General features: G+C 51.7%; 18 protein-coding genes. 8 read left to right on the top strand and 10 right to left on the bottom strand.

What is annotated here, in order from left to right; genetic code table 11:
- Positions 1–112: 112 nt before the first annotated feature.
- From AAH187_RS09315 to AAH187_RS09305, 3 genes are all read right to left on the bottom strand, one after another.
- Positions 113–1,345 carry an efflux RND transporter periplasmic adaptor subunit gene (locus tag AAH187_RS09315; protein ID WP_342348177.1) on the bottom strand — a complete coding sequence of 411 codons (1,233 nt, stop codon included), beginning with the start codon at positions 1,343–1,345 and terminating at the stop codon, positions 113–115.
- The gene (locus AAH187_RS09310) at positions 1,342–2,694 is read right to left on the bottom strand and encodes a TolC family protein (RefSeq protein WP_342348176.1); all 1,353 of its coding nucleotides are present in this window, start codon (positions 2,692–2,694) and stop codon (positions 1,342–1,344) included. The genes AAH187_RS09315 and AAH187_RS09310 overlap by 4 nt, the downstream gene beginning before the upstream one ends.
- A gap of 94 nt (positions 2,695–2,788) precedes the next feature.
- A complete protein-coding gene (locus AAH187_RS09305) occupies positions 2,789–3,052 on the bottom strand; it encodes a hypothetical protein (protein ID WP_342348175.1) in 264 nt (87 codons plus the stop codon).
- Positions 3,053–3,606: 554 nt separating this feature from the next.
- Between AAH187_RS09305 and AAH187_RS09300 the strand changes: the two genes are divergently transcribed.
- From AAH187_RS09300 to AAH187_RS09265, 8 genes are all read left to right on the top strand, one after another.
- Positions 3,607–4,116 (top strand): hypothetical protein, encoded by a 510-nt coding sequence (locus AAH187_RS09300; RefSeq protein ID WP_342348174.1) that lies wholly within the window; start codon positions 3,607–3,609, stop codon positions 4,114–4,116.
- Between the two features lie 218 nt (positions 4,117–4,334).
- Positions 4,335–5,591, top strand: a complete 1,257-nt coding sequence (locus AAH187_RS09295; protein ID WP_342348173.1) for a TolC family protein — start codon at positions 4,335–4,337, stop codon at positions 5,589–5,591.
- Positions 5,592–5,606: 15 nt separating this feature from the next.
- Positions 5,607–6,869, top strand: coding sequence for an efflux RND transporter periplasmic adaptor subunit (locus AAH187_RS09290; protein WP_342348172.1), 1,263 nt, complete (start codon positions 5,607–5,609; stop codon positions 6,867–6,869).
- 45 nt (positions 6,870–6,914) lie between these two features.
- The gene (locus AAH187_RS09285) at positions 6,915–10,046 is read left to right on the top strand and encodes a CusA/CzcA family heavy metal efflux RND transporter (RefSeq protein ID WP_342348171.1); all 3,132 of its coding nucleotides are present in this window, start codon (positions 6,915–6,917) and stop codon (positions 10,044–10,046) included.
- Between the two features lie 116 nt (positions 10,047–10,162).
- Positions 10,163–10,915, top strand: a complete 753-nt coding sequence (locus AAH187_RS09280; RefSeq protein ID WP_342348170.1) for a hypothetical protein — start codon at positions 10,163–10,165, stop codon at positions 10,913–10,915.
- Positions 10,916–11,005: 90 nt separating this feature from the next.
- Positions 11,006–11,293 carry a hypothetical protein gene (locus AAH187_RS09275; protein WP_342348169.1) on the top strand — a complete coding sequence of 96 codons (288 nt, stop codon included), beginning with the start codon at positions 11,006–11,008 and terminating at the stop codon, positions 11,291–11,293.
- Positions 11,286–12,353, top strand: a complete 1,068-nt coding sequence (locus AAH187_RS09270) for an EamA family transporter (protein ID WP_342348168.1) — start codon at positions 11,286–11,288, stop codon at positions 12,351–12,353. Before AAH187_RS09275 ends, AAH187_RS09270 begins: the two co-directional genes overlap by 8 nt.
- A 176-nt stretch (positions 12,354–12,529) precedes the next feature.
- Positions 12,530–13,231: a DUF4396 domain-containing protein gene (locus tag AAH187_RS09265; RefSeq protein WP_342348167.1), complete on the top strand. Its 702-nt coding sequence runs from the start codon at positions 12,530–12,532 to the stop codon at positions 13,229–13,231.
- A gap of 19 nt (positions 13,232–13,250) precedes the next feature.
- On the opposite strand, the gene AAH187_RS09260 is transcribed toward AAH187_RS09265, so the two are convergent.
- The 7 genes from AAH187_RS09260 to AAH187_RS09230 form a co-directional block, all read right to left on the bottom strand.
- The gene (locus AAH187_RS09260) at positions 13,251–14,699 is read right to left on the bottom strand and encodes a copper oxidase (protein WP_342348166.1); all 1,449 of its coding nucleotides are present in this window, start codon (positions 14,697–14,699) and stop codon (positions 13,251–13,253) included.
- Between the two features lie 48 nt (positions 14,700–14,747).
- Positions 14,748–16,100 carry a TolC family protein gene (locus AAH187_RS09255; protein WP_342348165.1) on the bottom strand — a complete coding sequence of 451 codons (1,353 nt, stop codon included), beginning with the start codon at positions 16,098–16,100 and terminating at the stop codon, positions 14,748–14,750.
- A gap of 1,014 nt (positions 16,101–17,114) precedes the next feature.
- The gene (locus AAH187_RS09250) at positions 17,115–17,444 is read right to left on the bottom strand and encodes a hypothetical protein (RefSeq protein ID WP_342348164.1); all 330 of its coding nucleotides are present in this window, start codon (positions 17,442–17,444) and stop codon (positions 17,115–17,117) included.
- Positions 17,441–18,004: a tetratricopeptide repeat protein gene (locus AAH187_RS09245; protein WP_342348163.1), complete on the bottom strand. Its 564-nt coding sequence runs from the start codon at positions 18,002–18,004 to the stop codon at positions 17,441–17,443. Before AAH187_RS09245 ends, AAH187_RS09250 begins: the two co-directional genes overlap by 4 nt.
- 97 nt (positions 18,005–18,101) lie before the next feature.
- Positions 18,102–21,224, bottom strand: a complete 3,123-nt coding sequence (locus tag AAH187_RS09240) for a CusA/CzcA family heavy metal efflux RND transporter (protein WP_342348162.1) — start codon at positions 21,222–21,224, stop codon at positions 18,102–18,104.
- A 10-nt stretch (positions 21,225–21,234) separates the two neighbouring features.
- Positions 21,235–22,911 carry a FixH family protein gene (locus tag AAH187_RS09235; RefSeq protein WP_342348161.1) on the bottom strand — a complete coding sequence of 559 codons (1,677 nt, stop codon included), beginning with the start codon at positions 22,909–22,911 and terminating at the stop codon, positions 21,235–21,237.
- Positions 22,912–22,925: 14 nt separating this feature from the next.
- Positions 22,926–23,724: TolC family protein (locus tag AAH187_RS09230; RefSeq protein WP_342348160.1), on the bottom strand; the 799-nt coding region annotated here is incomplete at its 5' end.

Below are 23,724 nucleotides of genomic sequence, written 5' to 3'. Positions count from 1 at the left end.
AGTTGTGAGAAGTAAGAAGAAAAAACAAAACTCGGCCACGCTTCTATCGTGTGCAACTGCTCCAATCTTCCTATTCACTGCTCACTTTTTACTCCATACTCCTTACTTGCGATTAATGTTTCATGCCCGCCATGCCGCGGACGGCGGACTTCAATTGGCTCTCGGAGTCAATCAAAAAGTTGGCTGATGTCACGATATGGTCTCCTTCCTTGACCCCTTTCAGAACTTCCACCCATTCTCCGGCCTGTACGCCAAGCTTCGCATCCCGCCATTCCAGCGTGCCTCCTCCATGATGGATAAACACCATTTGGCGCTCTCCCGTTTCAAGTACCGCATCACGCGGAATGGCCAGCCGGCGTCCCAAGGGAATGGTGAGTTCCACATTGGCATACATGCCGGGTTTCAGCTTTTCGCCTGGATTGTTGACTTCGAACCGAACCTTGGCGGTCCGGGTTTGGGGATCCAGGGTGGGATAGATGAACCCCACCGTTCCGACCAGGTGAGTCTGAGGATCGTAAGAGAGTGTGACGGTGGCCTGTTGGCCGAGTTCGATCAAGGGCAATTCATATTCGTAAATATCAGCCATAATCCATATCCGGGATAAATCTGCAATCATATAAAGTTCGGTGCCTGGGGTGACATGCGTTCCGGCGCGGGCCTCCATCTTGAGGACAGTTCCCGTGATCGGGGAGTGAATGGGTAACGTCCGCAAGACTTCCCCGGTTCGTTCAAGATCCTGAATATGATTCTCCGTGATATCCCACAGCTGAAACCGCCGGCGTGTCGCCACGAGCAGATCCTTGGCGCCCTTGGCGACTACAGGAAATTCGCTGTTGCCGAGTTCTCGAATCCCCTGAAGCGCCAAGAGGTACTCTTCTTGCGTCGCGACGAGGTCCGGACTGTAAATCGTAAAAAGGATCTGGTGCTGTTTGACATGATCCCCGATGGCGCTCACCCGCAAATCCTCAATCCACCCCTCGAATTTGATATTCACCCTCGCCAACCGGCGTTCGTCGATTTCAACCCGTCCCACGGTTCGAATGGTTCGCGCAAGCGACCGACGGGTGGCTTCCTCAAACCGCACGCCGATTGATTGCAATCGTTCGGGGGCAATGGTGAGGGTATTTGGCGTAGTGGTGGTCTGTGGTTCGGAAGCAGGTCCTGAACCCTGATGATCATGTGGTGGTCGTTGTTCCACATTTTGTCCGGTAGGACCTTGGCCGGTTGCCTCTTCTGAAGGCCCGGGAGAAACACGTGCCGGCTCTTGGCTGAGGAACCAGTAAGTCCCGACCACGCCACCGACAATCAGCACACCGATTCCGAGGTAGAGCGTCCACTGTTTCATGGTCTATCCGTCCCGGAGCGATCATGGTTTGGTGCGGGGAGGTTTTGATGCAAGCCTTGATGTTCTTCATAGGAATGTGGAGCATCCGAGATCGTTAGCGGCCCTCCGGTTAGTTCTTCGAGTCTTGCGACGGCCTTTTCGTGTTCGACCATCTCCCCATGAAGCTCCAACTCGTTTTCCTGGAGGGTCAGCAAATTATTCAGAAGGGTGAGAAAGTCCACTTGGCTCACGCTATACCCTGCCTGGGCGGATTGGAGGGCAAGTGTGGCTTGAGGAATAATGGCCTTCCCAACAATCTTGACCAGTCGGGTCGCTCGTTGAGCCCGTTCAAATGCATCCTTCACCTGAAACAACAGATCTTGCCGGGTGGCTATGAGATCCTCGCGTGCGCGAGAGAGATCCGCGACGGCTTGGTTCACACCTTCCCGCTGCTTTGTTTGATAAAAAAGCGGAATCTGAATCCCGAGCATGATCTGGTAGCCGTTCTCGTTAATCCGCTCATTGCGAGTGCCCAACGCGCTCAGGTTGAAATCCGGATAATATTCTTTTCTGGCCAGAGAGACCGATTCCTCCCCTTGAGCCACACTTTTGGCCGAAGCCAGGAGAATTGGTGAGAAGGCTTCAGCCCGCCTGGCCAGCTCCGGGAGATCCTGCGTAATCGGCGTGAGATGAATGTCTTCAGGGGTTCCAAGCGGTCCGATCGGTGGACGGTTCAGTAGTCGATTAATCTCGGCATGCAGACTTTCTTTTTGTTGTTCCAACACCGCCAGTCGATCCAACACCCGCGAGAGTTCTACCTGGGCGCGAAAGACGTCCTGCTGGGCCGTCCTCCCCACGCTATAGCGGGCGTTGGCGGTCTTCTCGAATTGCATGAGGAGGAGCTTGTTCTTCTCGACGATTTCGATACCTTTATGAATAAAATGGAGGTCCCAATAATGCCGCTTCAGTCGGGAAATGACATTGAGCCGGGTGGCGTAGTACATCTGCTCAATTCGATCAGCCTGTCGAGCGGCCACTTCTCCTTTGAGTCCCAGTTTTCCGGGAAAGGGAAATTTCTGACTGAATCCGTAGACCGGGCCTTCCAGTGGCTCGAGCATGGGCATGCGCTGGTAACCCAAGAGCAGGTTCGGATCCGGCAGGGATTGCACCTGAGGAATGATGGCTTGCGAAGCTTCCCACTGGCGACTGGCCGCTTGAATGCTAGGATTGCGTAGGAGGGCTTCTTCTACAAGGCTTTGGAGTGTGAGGGAGGATTCCTGGGCGAAGCCTGGTCCGGTGGATACACTAGCCAGGAGCAGGCTGGTGCTAACTAGGAGTACACTTACACGAGAGAGTGAAAATGAGTTCATAGAGCCCCTCACGACTAGAGAAATTTAGAAAACGCCATGTTCCGAAAACCCTGATGGCTTCCGGATGCGTATGCCGCCCGTTCGTGAGGAGAACTCAATTCAGAAGAACAGAAAAACGCAGGAAGAGAAGCGGATAGGATGAGGATGGTGTCGTGCGTGCAAACGCGAATTTCTGAGTGGAGGCGTTGGGGAAGAGATCAAGAATGTGGAAATGTGTGACGGGCAAAGCGACAGGGGTTAATTCCTTCAATTGCTCGTTGGCGTTGCTGAATTGTTCAGGGCATTCCCTGTGGTGGTCCGAGGGAGTAAGGGGAGAAGCCGGCTGCGAGGAATGACTGGCCGCTGCAGAAGAGGCCATGGGACAGTACGCGCCTGCAATCCCACATAAAACAAAAGAAACGATAAGGAAGAGGGAAACACAAACTCGAGGCTTCTTTTGGCAGCGTTTCTTCATTGGACGTTTTATCTTTTGACGTTATCCGAAATCCACTGTGCGAGGCATCTTAGTGTTTACGGAAAAAAAGAGCAAACATAATGCCATCCAAATGCCCATGTTCATTTTAAAAGCTTTTGTCCATTGGCATAGTCAAAGATTAAAACAATGTGTAGCAATTCTACCCAAGGAAGAAGGATCATCAAGGCTCAAAACGCCACACTTTTTCATGAGACCTGACCGGGAACGTAATCCAGCATGATCGAAAACCGTAGTTTGATTTTTGATTATGGTAAATCTGAATCGGCAATGATCACACCTGTCAATTAATGATGATTTAACCTTTGAATTTGAACTTTTTTCCTTCGCCAGATCAGGTGGAACGCCGGGAGGATATGCAAAGTGAGAATTGGAGCGGAGAAAACTTGTTTCCCTCCACCTAATTTGTGTTAGGTTTAAGAAATCATCACGAAGAACCGATGAACCGATCCGCAGATAGAGGAAGCAAGGCTTCGGTGTACAAAATGGCCCACAAATATCTGAAAGTATGGTTGATCCTCTGGGTTATTTGTCTCCCCTTAATTCACATCCATCCAGAAGCCGATCATGCCCATGGAATGCCTGGACATGTTCATGGGGGAACCTTCCACACGGATTTAACCGATTCTCCTATTTGTGCATTCGAAGATCATCGCCATCATCATGATTCTCACTCCGCAGGGAAGCTGTTTGGAACTCCCGATTCCTCAACCCACCCTCTTCATGGTATTGAACATGACACCTACAGCTTTTCTGTTCTCAATTCATCGATAGATCTCATTCTCGAAGGACGTGCGTCATCCACCATCAGTGCTATCGCAGTTTCCAGGAAGCTGGAGACGCCGGGTACATTTTTAGTTTCGAGAATTGATCTCTTTGTGCCCGAAACACGACTGTTAGTTTTGGCCTATGTCCTTTCGCCCCGTGCTCCTCCCTTCCTTTCCATCTAAATTTTCTTCGAATCTCTGACTCCTTAACACCATCCACGCTCCGAATGCGTGCAGTGGGGAAGATAATAATTTTCCTCGTGTCATTCTTGGTCCGATTTCCTGAGAGAAGAGTTCCCAGCTCTTCAGGTCAAATGGACACATACCCGTGTGTGGAGTCAGAAGCCTTGGTGAAATCTTTTAAGGAGCCAGTATTGAATCTCCTATCATGGTGGAGTGGCATGATGAAGCAAAAATATTTTGTCGCCATATTGTTTTCTTTTCTGTTCTGCCACGTGCAGTCCTATCCTGTTAAGGCTTCCGAGTCCTTGACCGTTGAGCAGGCTGTCAAAACGGCGCTGGAGACGAATCCGGACCTTCTGTCTGTCCGCCAAGAGCTGGAAATCGCCAGAGGGCAGAAGGTCAATGCCTTTCTGTTCAATCGGTTTAATCCAACTGTCAATGGCCAGGTCTGGAATCGGAATAACCCGGGTTCCGGAAATGTGAAGGATTCCGGAGTGCTGTTGTCACAAGAGGTGGAGGTGGCCGGGCAACGTGGACTCCGGAGGGAGGAAGCCGTTCGAAATGTGTCTCAAGTTGAAGCTCAGGTCAAAAACCGAGAACGACTTATTACCGGAGAGGTGAAACGTGCCTTCTTTCAGGCCCTCACCTTGGAAAAAGTTTTAAACCTGAGGAAGGAAATCGAGACGTTGAACAGACGCATTCGGGATGCTTCGCGGGCACGGTTTAAGGCCGGAGTGATCCCGATCATGGAATATAATTTAGCTGAAATCCGCTATGGCCAGGCCCGCAAAGAGACCTTGGTGGCCCAAGCCTCATTTCGAAACAAAGTGGTGGACATCCGCCGGTTGTTAGGGTGGGAACCGGATCGTTCGATAGGACTGGATGGCCAGCTCAGGAACCCACCTCAAATGGTTCCACTACCGGACCTTCTGCAGCAGGCTCAATCGCAGCGGCCCGATCTTCTTGCAGCCAGAAGAGAGGTGGCACGGGTCGAAGCCGCCATAAATCTGACCCGTCGGCTTATCGTGCCGAATCCCACCTTTCAGGGATTCTACTCAACCGAAACCGAAGGGGCCGATGGATCCAGTAAACTCTTAGGCGGGGGTATCACCATTCCCTTTCCGGTATTTAATCGAAAACAAGGAGAGTTGGTGACGCAGGGCGGAGAGCTGAATCGAGGTCGTTATCAAATTGTGTCCGTCATGCGGAATATCGAACAGGAAGTGAAAACGGCTTTTCAGGCCTACGAAGCAGCTCGTCAATCGGTGGAGGTGTTTGAAGCAGAGGTGCTTGAACGAATCGATGAAAATTTCCGGTTTGTCGAGGATGCCTACCGTGAGGGCAAAATTGGTTTATTGCAACTCATTGTGGTTCAAGACGATCTGATCGTTGCTCAACTGTCCTATGTGAATTCTCTTGGCCAATATCGCGAGGCTGAAGTGAATTTAGCGCAGGCTATTGGGGGAAAGTTTTAAGGAAGAGGAAAGCGTATGAACAATCCAATACTGGGCTCTGTATTTATTTTATTCCTGCTACTGGGCATCGCCTGCCAGGAACATCCGACCGAGCCGGCTCCGGAGGGAACATCGGCCGATCACGAACAGGGTCTTCAATATGACACGCATGAAGAACAGAATCGCCAGGGTGAGACCGATTCACATGAGGGCGAAAATCACTCCGGCGATATCACCCTTGCCCCTGAAGCCTTAAAAGGCCAAACCTTCCAGTCGGTCGTCGTTGAACGAGGTGTCGTGAGAGAAGGGATCCAGGCTACCGCCAATATCCAACCGAACGCGTACACACTGACTCACGTGAGTCCGCGAATCGAAGGGAAAGCGATTAAGGTTCTCGCCGAACTCGGGGATCTTGTGAAGCCGGGGGAGGCCCTCGCGATACTCGATAGCATTGAACTTGGCTCGAAAAAATCCGCATTTCGACAGGCCCGAACTGTTCTTCTGGTCAACAAAGCCAATTATGATCGGGAAAAACGACTCTTTGAGCAACAGATTTCTTCGGAGAAAGAGTATCTCGATGCGAGGGGGGCCTATCAACAAAGCGTGGCCGCGTATCAGGCGGCCTTTGAAGCGCTCGAACTTGTGGGACTCTCTCACGAAGATATCAAAACGATTATCGATAATAAGGGGGGACATCATCCATTGTCGTCCTTTTCCCTGACGGCAGCTCAGAAAGGAACTATCATTGGGCGGCACGTGACTCCCGGCGAACTGATCACTCCAAGCGATAAACCCTTTACCATTGCCGATCTGAGTACGGTGTGGATTCTTCTTGATATCTTTGAGAAAGATTTGGCCGGTGTCCGAGTCGGAGCCAATGTTCGAATTGCCGTTGATGCGTATCCGGGAGAGACCTTTCGCGGAACGGTGGTGTACTTGAGTAATCTTCTGGATCCAGGGACCCGAACTGTCGAAGCACGGGTAGAGATCCCCAATCCGAAAGGACGCCTGCGTCCTGGGATGTTTGCGAGGTCTTCGATTGCCCATTCAGGCTCCCAAGGGAAAAAGGTTATTCGGATTCCTCAGGATGCTGTTCAACACATCGAAGAACAACCTGTGGCGTTCGTGGAGAAAAAGCTGGGGACTTATGAAAAACGGGCGGTTACCCTTGGCTCCAATGATGATCCCTACGTAGAAATTGTCAGCGGGTTGCAAGAAGGCGAACGGGTGGTCACCAAAGGATCGTTTTACCTGAAGTCCATCCTACTGGGAGAAACACTCGGAGGGCATGGCCACTAAGAGTAAGGTAGCCAAGGTCTTTTGTTGAGAAAAGGACATGCTGTCATGCTGAATCGAATTTTCGAGTTTGCCTTGAATAATCGGTTTCTCATTCTGGTTTTTGCCGGGCTGATCATCGCGTCCGGAGTCTACTCGATGAGCATACTTCCCATTGATGCCGTTCCGGATGTCACGCCCAATCAAGTCCAGATCCTGACCAATGCTCCAGGCTTAGGTCCGGTTGAAGTGGAAAAATTCATCACCTTTCCGGTTGAAACGGCAATGTCCGGCCTGCCAGGGATTGAACTGATTCGATCGGTCTCGCGTTTTGGTCTGTCAGCCATCACGATTTATTTCGAGGAAGGCATGGACATCTATTTCTGTCGTCGTTTGGTGATGGAACGACTGCCGCAGGCGCGAGAAACCATTCCGCAAGGATTGGGGACGCCGGAAATGGGCCCAATTTCCAGTGGGTTGGGAGAGATCTATCAATTCGAGGTGAGGGGGGAGGGCTACTCCCTCATGGAATTACGGACGATCCTGGATTGGGACATCGCGTTTAAGCTTCGTTCGGTTCCCGGTGTGATCGAAGTGAACAGCTTTGGCGGGGAATTACAGACCTATGAGTTTCAACTGGATGCCAGGAAATTGGTGGCCTACGATCTTGCCATCGGGCAAATCTTTGAGGCGCTTGAACAAAACAATGGGAATGCCGGAGGGGCCTATCTTGTCCATGCTCAGGAGCAGTATTTGATTCGTGGAGAGGGCCTCATCCAAACCCTTCAGGATATTGAAAATATCGTGGTGGCCACGAGAAACGATGGCACCCCCATTTATCTGCGCAATCTCGGCCAGGCCCAGTTCGCACCCATGGTTCGCCAAGGCGCCGTCACTCGGGATGGAAAAGGTGAGGCAGTCACCGGCATCGTCATGCTGCTGATAGGGGAGAACGGACGGGTGGTGGTGAATCGGGTCAAAGAGAAACTGGAAGTAATCAAACAATCCTTGCCAGAAGGTGTAACCATTGATCCATATTACGATCGCATTGATTTGGTAAAAAAGACCATTAAAACCGTCGCGACAAACCTGACCGAGGGGGCCATTTTCGTCATCGCAGTTTTGCTCCTACTCCTGGGAAATATCCGTGGGGGCCTTATCGTGGCGGTGGCCATTCCGCTCTCCATGTTGGTGGCATTCACGGGGATGGTGTCCGCACAAATCTCAGGAAATCTGATGAGTCTGGGTGCCATTGACTTCGGCCTCATTGTGGATGGGTCGGTCGTCATGATCGAAAACATCGTGCGGCATATCGCCGAACGACGGGAAAAGACAAAAAAACTCGGGCGCATGACCTCTGAGGAAATACACGAGGTGATTCGAGAGTCCGGACGTGAAGTGTTACGCCCCATCTTTTTTGCGGTGGGGATTATCATCATTGTGTATCTTCCCATTCTCACACTCCAAGGCATCGAAGGAAAAATGTTCACGCCCATGGCGGTTACCGTCATCTTCGCCCTGGTAGCTTCGTTGGTTCTTGCCGTCACACTGACACCTGTTCTGGCCAGTCTCTTTCTGCGGAAAGGGGTCAAGGAAGAAGAAACCTGGGTTATCCGGCATGTCAAACGGCTCTATCGGCCTTTATTGACGCGAACCATGCACCATCCTGCAATCACTGGTGGGGTAGCTGCAGTTTTATTTGCTGGAAGCCTGGGCGTGGCTGCCTTCATGGGAGCGGAGTTTATCCCAAAATTGGATGAAGGCTCCATTGCTCTTCAAGCATGGCGCTTGCCTAGTGTCTCTCTGGAAGAGTCAGTGAAGAACACCACTCGTATTGAACAAGTGCTGAAAACATTTCCGGAAGTGACCTCGGTGATTTCCCGGACAGGCCGTCCCGAAATTGCCACTGATCCGATGGGCGTGGAGATCAGTGATATTTATGTGTTGCTAAATCCCGAGCATGATGAATGGAGGACGGCCGGAACCAAAGACGGGCTCATCCAAGCCTACGACGCGGCTTTGAAGAAAGCCGTGCCGGGAACCAAGTTCAGTTATTCCCAACCCATCGAGCTTCGTGTACAGGAATTGATCGCCGGCGTCCGATCCGAGATTGCCATTAACATTTTTGGTGAAGACATGGATCAACTCAAGACTCTAGGCGATCAGGTCGTACAAGTGGTGTCAAAAGTGCAGGGTGCCGCCGAAACGAAAGCCGAGCAGGTCGCAGGCCTTCCCTATCTTCGGGTGATCATCGATCGAGAAGCAATTGCGCGTTACGGGATCAATACCTCACAAGTGCTTGATACGGTGAGGGCAATCGGTGGTCGCACGGTCGGTCAAGTTGTGAAGGGGAATCGCCGGTTTTTCATTCAAGTCCGTTTTAGCCCGGAAGATCGGAAAAACTTCGACCGGATTCGAGATATTCGAGTCGCCGACCCACGGGGTCGACTGATTCCCATCACTCAACTGGCTGACATTAAAATAGAAACCGGTCTGGCGCAAATCAGCCGGGAAAATATTCAGCGGCGTCTTGCCGTCGAAACAAACGTACGGGGACGCGACCTGAGCAGCTTTGTCGCCGATGCACAGGAAGCTGTTAGGCAACAGATTACTCTGCCGGATGGATATTCGATCGAATGGGGAGGCCAATTCGAGCAACTCCAACGGGCCTCAATGCGATTGGCGATCGTCCTGCCCCTGGCGTTGTTTTTGATTTTTGTGTTGCTCTACACCATGTTCAATTCGGTCCGACCGGCTGTGCTGATCTACTTGAATATTCCTTTGGCGGCAACAGGTGGCATCTTGGCGTTGGCACTGCGGGGAATGCCGTTTTCCATTTCCGCTGGAATCGGCTTTATCGCGCTGTTCGGCGTGGCCGTTCTGAACGGAGTGGTCCTCATGTCCTATGTGCTGGATTTGCGGAAGAAAGGACTCACGGCGGAGGAAGCGGCATATGAGGGGGCGATGATCCGGTTACGGCCGGTGTTGATGACCGCGTTGGTGGCCAGTTTGGGATTTGTGCCGATGGCTCTTTCCACATCTGCGGGAGCAGAAGTGCAACAGCCATTGGCGACGGTGGTTATTGGGGGTCTTGTCACCTCCACGGCCTTGACGCTTCTTGTGTTGCCAACCTTGTACGTGTGGGAGGAGCGCTTGCGGGTAAAATGGTCTGCCGACAGAGATGTCACGGTAACGAGTTAAGGCATTGGGGATAGAAAGAGCAACGATGCAAGTTCAGGGAACAGTCAAATCCTTGCGAACGGATAAATGAGTAACCAGTACAGTTTCTTTTTTTTAATGAGTCCACGCCAAGTGTCATGAATGCCTTTTCTCAATACATCATTGTCTTAGGACTCGCTCTCCTACCTGGAGCAGGGAATTTTGCCGGGGCTCTGGTGGCCGAATTCGTCACGGTCACGGATCGATCGCGGAACTTTGCGTTGCATGCAGCGGCAGGAATTGTCTTTGGAGTGGTGGGCATCGAACTGATGCCCCGTGCCCTGGAAACGTCTAAACCTTGGATAGTCATTGCGGCGTATCTTGTGGGCGGATTAACTTATATGGCCGTGGAGAGGATGCTCAATCTATTATCTACCCGATCAAAGGCGGATTCGGGTAATGCGGCCTGGATGATTTATTTTGCCGTGCTGGTCGACCTGTTTAGTGATGGCATACTGATTGGTACCAGCCTTTCGATTTCGACCACGTTGGCTGTTCTGGCGGCTCTGGCCCAAGTCACAGCCGATATCCCTGAAGGATTTGCCATGGCGGCAAATTTTAAAAATCAAAAACTTTCCAGGAGTCATCGATTATGGCTTGGCGCCTCGTTGGTTCTCCCCTGTGTGGCGGCGGGTAGCATGGGGTTTTGGCTTCTCAAAGATGCTGCCGACATCTGGAAATTTTCAGCACTTGCCTTCACGGCTGGCATTCTCAGTTTGGCTGCCGCCGAAGAGATGATGTCGGAGGCTCATGAGGCATGTGAAGATGTGCCATGGTCAGCAGGGTTTTTTATCGTAGGATTCGCTCTGTTTGCACTCCTTTCTTCCTATTTTGATATGTCGGAATCTTGAATACGGAGAAATGGAAGGCTATTGCATTGTATCTTCCAGTTTGATGAGATCTGTGGAACCGTCTGCCTAAGAATGATAGGGAAAGACCATGTGAAATATTCCAACACGGTCTTTGATTCTTTTGATGAAGATTTTCCTATGCTATCGGGCTTTTGGTTACAGATCAGCGAATATCAAGTGGTTGGTCAAGATTTTTCCAAGGACTGGTTGATCGGACGTTGGGCTCTTCCCCTTCGACCTTATTCCGGATTTCTCCCTCATCGGCCATCGGATGATCGGATCGTGGGATCGGAGTTCGCGTTGCTCGCCCTGAAGATATTCCTCTGTGTGTTGACGATGTGCCTGAGAGAAAAAATGAAAGAAAAGGATCGTGTTTGATAATCAAAAAACTCTTGGAGCGTTCTATGGGTTGGGCGCAGCCCTGCTCTTTGGTCTGACGACTCCCCTAATTAAATTGTATCTTTCGGACTACGACCTGTTTCCTCTAGCGGGCCTGCTCTATATGGGAGCAGGCCTCGGCCTTGGTCTGTTTGAAATCTTCCTCACCTCCACAAACAAAAAAGGTTTCTCTCAATCGGAAACTCCCATTCAACGAACTGATATTGGATTATTATTCGGAATCATTCTCACAGGCGGAATTTTAGGTCCCATCCTCATGCTCTATGGGCTGCAATGCCTTTCTGCCGTGGTTGGATCGCTCTTACTCAATCTGGAAGCACCGCTCACGATTCTTTTGGCGGTCACTCTCTTTCGCGAGCATCTGGGGAAGCGTGAGGCCGGCGCAGCCCTGTTCATTTTTGCCGGTGCTGGAATTCTGAGTTATAGCCCTGGAACGCTCTATGGAGATTGGCTTGCGGTGATCGGTATCAGTGCGGCCTGTGTGTGTTGGGCGGTGGATAACAATCTTACGCAGCGCCTCTCTCTTCGAAACCCGCTTGCGGTTGCGAGAATCAAAGGATTGAGTGCCGGAGCTTTTTCGCTAGGCTTGTCGTGGATTCTGAATTATAAATTTCCTGATAGTGTGATTATCGTTTTGGTGTTAGCTGTGGGATTTGTGGGATACGGCATCAGTGTCGTGCTCGACATCTATGCCCTACGCCTACTCGGTGCTGCCCGGGAAGCGGCCTTGTTCGCGACGGCTCCCTTTATCGGTGCATTGGCGGCTGTGCCCATTCTCGGCGAGAAATGGCAAGTGGGAGATTATCCGGCTGCGGTAATTATGGCTCTTGGAGTTTGGATTCTCATGAGCGAACATCATCGCCACATGCATGACCATACAGAGATGGAACATGACCATATCCACACCCATGCCGATTTCCATCACGACCATCGACACGAAGAGGATGTGACTGGATCTCATGCGCATACTCATCGGCACCTTCCTCTTCATCATGACCATGTGCATGTGTCGGATTTGCATCATCGGCATACCCATTAACCGGCATTCCTGAAAGGCTTCTCGAAGTGCGCTGAAACCCTAACGAGGGATTCATTGTCCTTCTCATCCTTAATCGTCGGAATCAGGAAATCTTACGAGGGTTTTTGGCAGTGTTACATCCAATACCTTTGCCCGTAGGATAGCAACAACTGAAAAAATCAGATTGAGAAAATTCCATGAACATTCCTGACTGGCTCCATACACTCGCTATCATTGCCTTGATACTGGCCGCGATCTCGTCTCTTATCATTGTCGTTGATATCCTGCGGGGACATCGCCAACATATGTGGATTATGAATATCGTATGGCCGTTGACGGCCCTCTATGCCGGGCCTCTGGCTCTCTGGGCCTATTTTACCGTCGGTCGGCTGTCCACTCGACAGGCCATGGAGTCGGCAAAGGCCAAGGGAGAAAAACCTGAAGCCCGAAAAAAGCCCTTCTGGGAAAGTACCGCCTTAGGTACGACGCACTGCGGAAGCGGTTGCACACTGGGAGATATTGTGGCGGAATGGTTTATCGTTCTGGTCCCGCTTACCTTATTCGGCAAGACGGTGTTTGCCGCATGGGTAATCGATTTTATCCTGGCGTTCTTGTTCGGTATCGTATTTCAATACTTCACGATCAAACCTATGAAAGGATTAACGGCCAAAGAGGGATTTCGAGAGGCCGTGAAAGCGGACACTCTTTCGCTCACGGCCTGGCAGGTGGGCATGTACGGGTGGATGGCCATTGTCATTTTCGTGCTGATCGGGCATGAAATGGAAAAAACCAATCCGGTCTTCTGGTTCATGATGCAGATCGCGATGTTTGCCGGTTTTCTAACCAGCTATCCGGTCAATTGGTGGTTAATCAAAAAGGGCATCAAGGAAAAAATGTGATCATGTGTGCACAGGATATCTACCGGTTATGGGTGCGATATTGGCCTTTGGCGATGGCTTCGAAAATGGCGCCCGGTGGAATTTTTTCCTCGCTATGCATGACGAGGTCATAAAATTCTTCCGGCAAGACACGCATGACCGTCATTAAACCTTTGATGCCTTCGTGCCACTTTTTGCGCATTCCGCGAGTTTCGCGCCGGCCGTTGATTTGTTGCATAGCCTCTTCCCCCATCTCCTGACCTTGCATTTTTTGTGGGTAGCCGGGTACGCCAAACGCCGGATTTTCAAAGGCGGATTCTGCCGGAGGACGATTGGGGAGAGAATCCAGATATGTTGACACATCTTCTTCCCCACGGATGCGAGGACCAACTTGTCGCACCATATGGTTCATCATGTGGTGCACCATGTGGCAGTGAAAGGTCCAATCGCCGGGATTGAAGGCCACAAATTCAAAATCCTGGGCCATGGCTACGCCCACCAATGTGGTATTTCGGGGAATCCAGGCACTGGGCGGAATGCGTCCGCCTTCGGTGCCCGTCAACCAAAACGTGTGGCCATGGATATGAATGGGGTGATGTTGCATCGGGCTGAAATCGATCAATCGAATGCGGACCCGTTCACCATGTTTGCACACCAGTGGAGTGGTAAACGGGCCGCTACGCCCGTTAATGGTATGCCAGTTCCAGTCCATGCCCATGGAGTCCGGCGTCCGGGCATTGGGCGGGATGAAAAAATTCTGAAAAATCAGACCGAAATCACGATCAACGGGCGGATCGTAGGCAATGCGGGGATGAATAATGAAAAATCCCACCATACCGAAGGCTTCCTGCATGGCCACATGGCTATGATAAAAAAAAGTTCCTGTCTGGTGAAGGTCGTATTCATAGACGTAGGCCTCACCCGGATGAATCAGATGCTGGGTCACGCCGGGGACTCCATCAAATTCCACCGGGAGTTCCAAGCCATGCCAATGCACCGAGGTTGGTTCAGGAAGTTCATTATGAACAATAATTCTCACTCGGTCTCCTTGGAAGGCTTCCAGGGTCGGGCCTGGCATGCTGTGGTTAAATCCCCAGACATTCATAAACTTTCCGGGTAGAAATTCCCGCTGCACAGGCGTGCACCGTAGCTCAAATTCTTTAACCCCATTGACCATTTTCCATGGAAGTGTGTCCAGATCCGGTGCTTGAAATGATACGGGTTCCAAGCCTGAAGTGCGAAGACCGGGGACGAGTTTTCCTAAATACTCATCCGAATCCGGGGGGCCGCCAAAACTGGGATAGTAGCGTGAATAGCTGGAAAATTTTGAATTGGCATTGTTCGGTTGATGATTTGAATCTTCCGGCGAATCCTTGGATGATGGCGAGGTATTGGTCGGTTCTCCGTGAGAAAGTTGAGCCGATAAGGAGCCGGCTGCCGCTGCTGCACTGGTGACTAGCAATTGCCGTCGGGTCACACCATCCTTCATCCTGTTTCCTCCGGTTTAGAAGACTCTCTCAAGGAGTATATGGCCTGATTATCTGGGTTTGGGATTCGCATCGATATGTCCGGGCGGCGTCACACCCTGCGGGGCCTGAAGGCCGTCAAGGAGCAGCAGGCCTTCAATGGCCACTCTGGCGGTTCGCCAGGCAATTAATTGATCAATGTATTCCAGTCGAAGCATGAAAAAATCCCGTTGGGCTTCCAAGACCGCCGGCCAGGTTTCACGGTCGGCTTGATAGCTGAGTAATTGCGTGCGATACCGAGCCTCCGACTCCGGGAGGATTTCATCCCGATAGCTGATGATGTGTTGAAGAGCCGTCAGATATCGCTGAAATTGTTCCGCCAAGCTGCGACGAAGCCGTAGCTCAATGAGCGTCACTTCCGATTGCTGTCGACGGAGGTCGGCGCGTGCCTGCTGAATCGTGCCTTGATTCCAGTCAAAAATCGGAATTTCAATAAATGCCATCACGCCATATACGGTCTGGGTCTCTATATAATTTCGTCCCGCCGACCCTCGAATTTTAATATTGGGTATCGGTTCCATTTTTTCCCGTTGAACCATGATTTGATCCGATCTCACGTTTGCATGGGCCAAACCCAGCTCCGGACTTTCACGGAGCAATCGCTGGAGTGCCGCATCAAACAGGATCGGGGGTAAATTTTCCGCCAAATTTCCTGTCACCGTTTCGGAAGGCAGCGAAGTTCCCACAAGAGCGAGTAACCGTTCCCGTTCCAATTGAAGATCGTTTTCGGCCATCATCACGGTTAGCTGCTGCCGTTGAACTTGGACCCTGGCTCGATGAATATCGGCTTTATTCGCCTGGCCGACATTGAATCGTTCTTGCATCGTGACCAATTCATCCTGCCAGCTTTTCAGGAGTTCCTGCTGAATCGAGACCCGCTCTTGAAATCCCAGGAGGCGATAGTATTGGATGACAATGGCATTCATCACCCGGTATTCCTGAGCAAGCGCCTGATATTCCGAGGCGGACGCGCGCGCCAGATATTTTTGCCGGCTCAATTCCAATTTTCCCGCCGTGACAAATTCCTGCTGAACAAATCCACCCTGAAATTCTCCAATGGTATTCTTAACATTGATTTGATCACCCAGATACCCGCCGATCGGGTTCGGATAGAGACCGGCCTGAAGCGCTTTGGCCCGTTCGACTTCAACCAAAGCCCAAGCTTGTATCAAGGTGGGATTATTTTTCCGTGCAAGCTTCTTGAGTCGCTGAAGAGAGAGCGGTTCCCCGTCGGAAAGATCATCCTCCGTCCGCGTAGGGACTTCGGTCAGGACGTTGCCCTGGTGATCCTCATTCCGGAGATCGGGGAAGGGAGAGGGGATGCCTTCGTGAGGGGACATGTTCGGTTTAGGCAGTTCATCCATCTCATTATCATAGAAAGGAATGGCACATCCGGATAATCCCAAACCGATTATAAACATTATAGCCCACCATAACCCGACCATGCAGATTCTCAACATTTTTATATCCTGTGAAACGTGTTGCGGCATTTATCTCACAGTATAAAAAGCCTTCTCAATGCTCGCACTGAATAACTTCGAGAGTGGGGCGAATGAAATATCCAAGCAATCTTCATTAGGCTCAGGGAGGTCATCCTCCAAAGTTTTTTGTCCATTCCACGAGGCAAATGATGAATGGCCTCTGGGACATGCTCCTGTCCATGTCGGCTGAGATTGATTGGAATAAAAAAAGAGTCTGGCCTCATCGGGCATGCCGATAAGAAGTTTTGCCCGATGGGTATTCAGATAATTCTATCGCCCTACACCCACAGGTTATTTTCGTACTCCCGCACTGGCGCCCACCTTTCGACAATCCTCTGTGCACCGGCGACAGGCTTCCGCACATCGCCGACAATGCTCTTTGTTCATATTTCTGGCACTCCTTGGCTCAGGCGTCACAAATTGTGGCGCAGAGTTCAGCACTGAATTGAGAATCTCGGCTCATAAATGCCCCACAAGACCAGCAGAAATCCGCGCAATCAATGAAAACCCTGGCGCACTCGCCCAAGTCACCCAAGGGTTTCCGCACGATTCGCATTCCTGAGCACAGCGCACGCAGACTTCCCCACAAGATTGATGTTGATGGCCTTTGAAAATCCTCCTTTGTTGAGAGTACAGGCAAATCTGACCCTTAAAACGTTAGCCTGGGAGTTAAAATGATTTTCCCAGTGTAAAGGTGCGCGCTCATCGATAAAACTATCGATAACCCTAGTTTGGGCGGATAGTGGGATTATGAAGGGATTTATTATAGAAGAGCACGATCAATATCCCGTAACCCTGAATCTCGAATCCCCAATTGGGGGTTTGCTTTTTCAACCTCGGTGTGAAGGCAACTCTGGAGGTTGTCTCCACACCGGGTTACCCTCTTCGAAGAAGGAATTATGGAGTTTTCCTCTCTTCGGCATGAAGTTTCGCTAAGCCATCTAACTCTTCCGCGGCTTTGGTGTATTTTTCCTCCAAATTTCTACAATGCTGAACAAGATTAGACTGTTGCCCTTGTTTAGGAGTAAATTTTTCATATTCTTTCCCCATTAGGCGCATCTCCTCTGCTCGCCCGCGAAGTTCACGGGCTTCCTCTTGATACCAGGTGGTCAACCCTGCATGATCGTTTCGCTGTACTAACTCCTTGGGCGGAACTGAAGCGCACCCCACTGTCAGAGCAATCAGTGTGGCTCCCACCAACAATTTCCCCTTTGATTGAATGTTCATGATCTCCTCCTTGTGAATGGTGGACCTTCATATTTTTTTATCTCCTGGCGGAATGAGAAATCGATAATGGCATGTTTGGGGGTTAGATTTCCCAATGTCAGTTGATGCTGATGACCAAAGTGGCTATCCGGTGCCGGTGTTGGATTGCTCTGTTCAAACGTTCCACATCTTCGGAACGGGGGAGCATTCCAAATGACGGGATGGCCGGGAGCCAAATCGGCCGCTTCGATAAAATGGGGGCGCGCGGCTGAAACGGGCTCTTTCCGGTAAAGTGCCATCCCCAGGTTGTAATGGGCCTCTGCCAATTTTGGCTGAGTCTTAACCGCTTCTTCGTACTTCCCAATCGCCTCCGCCCACCGGTGTTCGGCAAACAGACGATTGCCATCCAGGAGCATTTGTGCCACCTGTGGAGTCGCATTCTCGGGTGGCGGGAGGGTTTCGTTTTGCGGCGGTTGAGGTGCGGTGGCACAGGCCGTTATGGTCCATAGCGCTAAAATAACCAGGAGACGCCAGTTCAATCGACAGCTTGTTCCTTGTTTGTGAGTGAATGGTTGCATCATGAATTGAAATGCCTTTCTCTTGTGATGTTGCTGTTGCACATAGGACGAAGCTTTTACGATTTGGTGTTTTGTATAAATGGTCCCATATCAGAAATTTTCAATGATCTAATTGTAATTGCCGCTGACGCCAGATGAAATAGATGACGGGGATGACCAACAGCGTGAGCACCGTCGCCGTGACCATGCCGCCGATCATGGGCGCCGCGATGCGTTTCATCACATCCGCGCCGGTTCCGTGGGACCACATGATGGGTAGCAAGCCCAGCATAATCGCCGAGGCGGTCATGATTTTTGGGCGGACCCGTAAGACGGCTCCTTCAAGAACCGCCTCACGAAGATCGTTTATTGATTGGAGCCGGTTTTCCCGTTGCCGTCGGGCACAGGCTTCATCTAGAAAAATAATCATAATGACCCCTGTTTCCGCCGCGACTCCGGCTAACGCGATCATGCCGATCCACACGGCAATGCTGAGATTATAATTCAAAAAATATAAATACCCGATTGCGCCGACCACCGAAAATGGAATGGTGAGCAGCACAAGTAAACAGCGAGGAATTGAATAAAAGTTGAGGTACAGGAGGAGGAAAATCAGAAAGAGCGTAAGCGGAACCACAATCAGGAGCCTTTTTTGTGCCCGTTCCATGTAGGTATATTGACCGGCCCATTGAAGCGAATATCCGGGAGGTAGCTTCACCTGCTGCTGAACCAAAGCCTTGGCTTTCTGAACATACGTACCAAGATCCTGGCCTGCTATGTCGACAAAAACGATGCTGGCCAACGAGCCGTTTTCGTCCCGCACCGAAGGCGGTCCCATGGAGGTGGAAATGGTGGATAGTTGAGCCAGGGGAATATGTTCTCCCCTTAGCGTGGTCACCAGGACACGCTTGAGCGCTTCCACATCCTGACGCAAATCGCGCGGGTATCGAACGTTGATGGGATAGCGTTCCCGTCCTTCAATTGTCCAGGCAATATTTTTTCCTCCAATTGCGGATTCGATGACATCCTGCACGTCTCCAACGGTGAGCCCATAACGAGAAGCGGCAACTCGATCGACGTCAATATCCAAGTAATAACCTCCGGTGACCCGTTCGGCATAGGCACTGCGGGTACCCTTCAACGATTGAAGGAGGCTTTCGATTTGCAGGCCGATCTTCGCCAGTTCTTCCAATTGAGGCCCTAAAATTCGAATACCTAAATTGCTGCGAATGCCGGTTGCGAGCATTTCCGTTCGTGTTTGAATCGGCATCCACCAGATATTCGGCATGCCCGGGAATTTTACTTTCTGCTCCATTTCGTCAATGAGCTTGTCCCAGGTCATGCCGGGCCGCCAGTCTTTCTCGGGCTTCAGCGTGACGATAGTCTCGGCCATATTGAGCGGTGCCGGATCGGTTGCAGTGCGTGCCCTGCCCATTTTTCCCATCACCTGGTCTACTTCCGGAAATTCTTTTAATAATCCGTCCTGTGTTTGGAGGATTTTGGAGGCTTGTTGAATGGACATTCCCGGAATGCTGGTCGGCATAAAAAGAATCGTGCCTTCATTGAGCGGGGGCATGAATTCCGAGCCTAATTGGTTGTAGAGGGGAATGATGGCAATCATGGCGATCACGGCTAAGGCGACAACCAGCCAACGGGCACGCACGACGCCTTTCAGTAATGGGGTATACACCCATACCAGGAAACGGTTCAGAGGATTCCGGCTTTCGGGTTTAATTTTTCCGCGAATGAACCACTTCATCAAAAGGGGGGCCAATCCGATGGAGACCAATGCCGCAAAAAACATCGCCAATGTTTTGGTATAGGCGAGTGGCTTGAACAACCGGCCTTCCTGCGCTTCCAGTGTAAAAATGGGCAAAAAAGACACCGTGATGATGAGCAACGAGAAGAACAGGGGCTTCCCGACCTCTTTGGCTGCCCGAATAATGACGTCTTCGCGAGGTTCGGGACGATCTTGTCGCTCCCACTCTGCGAGGCGACGATGGGCATTTTCCACCATGACAATCACCGCATCCACCATGGCTCCGATCGCGATCGCGATCCCGGCGAGGGACATCACGTTCGACGTCACGCCCAGGTAATACATGGCAATAAAGGATAAAAGAATCGCCACGGGCAGCAACAGGATGGGAACCAGCGCCGAACGCAGATGAAATAAGAACAAAAGGCTGATCACGCTTACGACGATGCTGATTTCGAGTAATTTTTCTTCCAGGGTGGCGATTGCTCGAAGGATCAGACCGGATCGGTCATACACGGGAATGATCCGAATGCCCTCGGGAATGGAGGGCGTGATGGTTGCTATTTTTTCTTTGACCCGTTGAATGACGTCAAGCGCATTTTCCCCATAACGCATGATCACGATGCCTCCCACGGTTTCTCCTTTGCCATTTAATTCCGCAAGGCCTCGTCTGAGATCGGGGCCAAGGGTAACCGTTGCCACATCGTGGATTGTAATGGGTGTCCCTTCTTCGTCGGTTCCAAGGGACACGCTTCGAAGGTCATCAAGGGAGCGCACATATCCCCGGCCTCGCACCATATACTCGCGTTCACTGGCCTCAATCACCCGGCCACCCACTTCATTATTACTGCGACGGACAGCCCCAATGACCTCCGAAAGGCCGAGGCCGTACCCTTGCAATTTCACGGGATCGACTTGAATCTGGTATTGTTTGACGAACCCGCCGACTGTCGCTACTTCTGCCACGCCAGGAACGCTCTGGAGCCAATACCGGAGATACCAATCTTGAAAGGACCGAAGGTCGGCTAAACTGTGATTGCCATTTTCATCTACAAGGGCATATTGATAGACCCAGCCCACGCCGGTGGCATCAGGACCCAGGGAGGGAGAAATCCCCTCCGGAAGCTTTCCCTCAAGACCCTGCATGTATTCCACCACACGGCTTCTGGCCCAGTACATGTCGGTGCCGTCTTGAAACACAATGTAGACAAACGATAAACCCAGAAAGGATTGTCCCCGCGCATATTTGATGCGTGGAGCGCCCAACATGGACGTGACGATGGGATAGGTAATTTGATCTTCAACGAGGTCGGGGCTGCGGCCGGGCCATTCGGTAAAGACGATCACCTGCACATCGGATAGATCGGGCAGAGCATCCAGGGGGGTATGGTCCACCGCCCAGATGCCCCATCCCATCAGAAACAGGGTGAGGATGCCCACTAAAAACCCGTTGCGAGCGCTCCAGTCAATGATGCGTTCAATCATGCTTGATCCCTCACATGCCGGACATTCCGGACATTTTTCTCCCACCGGCCATTACCGAGAACGTTTCTTTCATCTCTGGCTTTCCCGGACGTTGGATCACGATCGTGAGGTCCCATTGTCCGGCCATGCCGAGGTTCACCTTCGCCTCATATCTTCCTGACTTTCCAGCCGCCATGGAAACAGTGGCGGGAACCATCCCTGGCATCGGCATGGTAAATGTTAATTGGACCTTGGCATTGGACACCGGCTCGCCCGCCGCATCGTTGACGGTAACCTGTATCCGGTTTTCACCCATGCGCGGGGGCGAAGGTTCAGTAGAGAAGGCCAGCCTGAGATTACCGACTTTCTTTTCAATCATTCCGGCCGACGACTTGTTCGCTGCCGCCATCTCCGGTGCTTTCCTGTCCATATCCATGCCTTCCATATCCATCTTGCCCATGTGCGCCTGCTCCATTTTGATTCCTCCCATTCCCAGCGCGCCCATCATGTTCGAACTCGCCATGAGCTTGCTTTCCGAATCGAGGAGAAACGTGCCGGACGTGGCGATCCGTTCGTCCAGAGCCAGACCCTCGACGATTTCATAGTAGCCGCCGACTTTCGGGCCCAGGGTCACTTGCCGTGGTTCAAACATGCCCTCTCCCCGGACCACGTAGACGACCTGTCGGGTACCGGAATCGAGCACCGCTTCTTCCGGAACCACAAGCTTCCTTCCGCGATTCACCTGAATCTGAACGGTCCCATACATGTCCGGTTTCAGTCGCAGCTTCGGATTCTTGAACACCAGCCGAACGGTATTGGTTCTGGCCTCCTGGTTGAGGTAGGGATAGATAAAGGTGATTTCTCCTTGAAAGGTTTCTCCAGGATAGGCGGCCAGGGTCAGGTTTCCCTGTTGTCCCACTTGGACGAAGGGCATTTCATACTCAAACACTTCCGCCTGCACCCACACGGTAGAAAGGTCGGCAATCGCATAGAGTGTCATCTCGGGTTTCACCAACGTGCCTTTAAACACTTTCTTATCGATAACGTACCCGGCGACAGGGGAATAGATGGTGACATAGGTCTGCGGCTTGCCACGACGCGCTAACTCATCGATCTGCGCATCCGTCAACGTCCAATGTCGGAGACGGTCGCGCGCAGACTGGACCATTTGCGCCGTCTGATGTCGGGTTTCGAGAAGAGGGCTATTCTGAATCTGCTTGTTGGCGTTCATCGCAAGCAAATATTCTTCCTGCGCCGACACGAGTTCCTGGCTGTAGAGGGTGAACAAGGGCTGACCTTTTCGAACAAGTTGGCCGGTGGTATCCACAAAGAGATCTTCAACCCAACCTGAAATGCGAAGATTGATATGGGTGAGACGTTGTTCGTCATAGTCCACGTTCCCCACGGCACGGATCACCGTCTGAAGCGGGCGCATGCTCACCAGGGCGGTGGTGACGCCAATCAATTGTTGCCGTGCCGGAGTCACCATGGCATAAGCCTGGTTGGATTCCATCTCCATGGAGGAATGGCCGCTCATGGCTTTCATGTCCGGCATGGGTTGTTCGATATGCCTCGCCTCGTTCGTGGGCTCTCCCGCTGAGTGGAAAAGGGGCCACCAGGATTCTTTAAAAAAGAACAGGCTGGCCACAAGGATACAGAGCAAGACTCCGAGGATGATCCAGCGTGGTCGTGATGTGTGCGTGAGCATCGTGCGTCTCCTTCTTACAGGTCCGCGCCGAGCACGCGTTCAAGTTGGGCGACTTGCTGTTCCCGGTTCACGAGCGCCCGGATATATTCAAGCCGAAAGGTGATGAGCGCGCGTTCCGCATCGATCAGATCCAAAAAATCCGTGCGATCCGTCCGATAGCCCGCATGGGCGGCTTGGAGAACCTGCTGTGCCTGCGGAAGGACGGTGGTGCGATAGAGTTCCAGAACCTCTTGCGTGGCCTGAATTTGCACCACCAGATCCTTGACCTGAAAGCGCGTGAGGGTGACAAGGGTCTGTTGCTTGGCTTGTGCGGATCGGACCTGCGCCGCCGCTTCCCTGACCCCGGCGTCATACTTCGGTTTGGTCCAGAACGCGAAGGGAATGTTCACCATCACATTCCCGCCGAATCCGTCGTCGGTGTTGTAATTTTGCCAGCGCTGGAGTTCCACCCGAAGGTGAGGGTAGTACTGCAATTTGGCCAGTTGCATGGCCGACTGAAATCGCGTCACCGCCAGATCAGCTTCTTGAAGTTCCGGGCGGAGTCGAAGCGCGTGCGCCTGGAGTTCTTCAAGCGAGCGTGTCAGCGGCTGTGGATGTGGTACTCGTGGGATTCCAAGCGGAGCATGGGGATCACGATTCAGAATGGTATTGAGATGAGCTTGAGCGGTTTCCCGTCGTTGATTGAGGACGGGTAATTGTTGGGAAATTTTCGAAAGCTCTACTTGAGCTCGCAGGACGTCTACCTGTGTTCGGGTTCCCACTCCGTATTTGGCATTGGCAATATCAAAAAACTGCCTGAGTAATTTTTGCTGT

Origin of the sequence: uncultured Nitrospira sp., from assembly GCA_902500695.1 — a bacterium.
GTDB lineage: Bacteria > Nitrospirota > Nitrospiria > Nitrospirales > UBA8639 > Nitrospira_E.
Note: the sequence above shows the minus strand (reverse complement) of the source record. Positions and strands in the feature narration are given on the sequence as shown.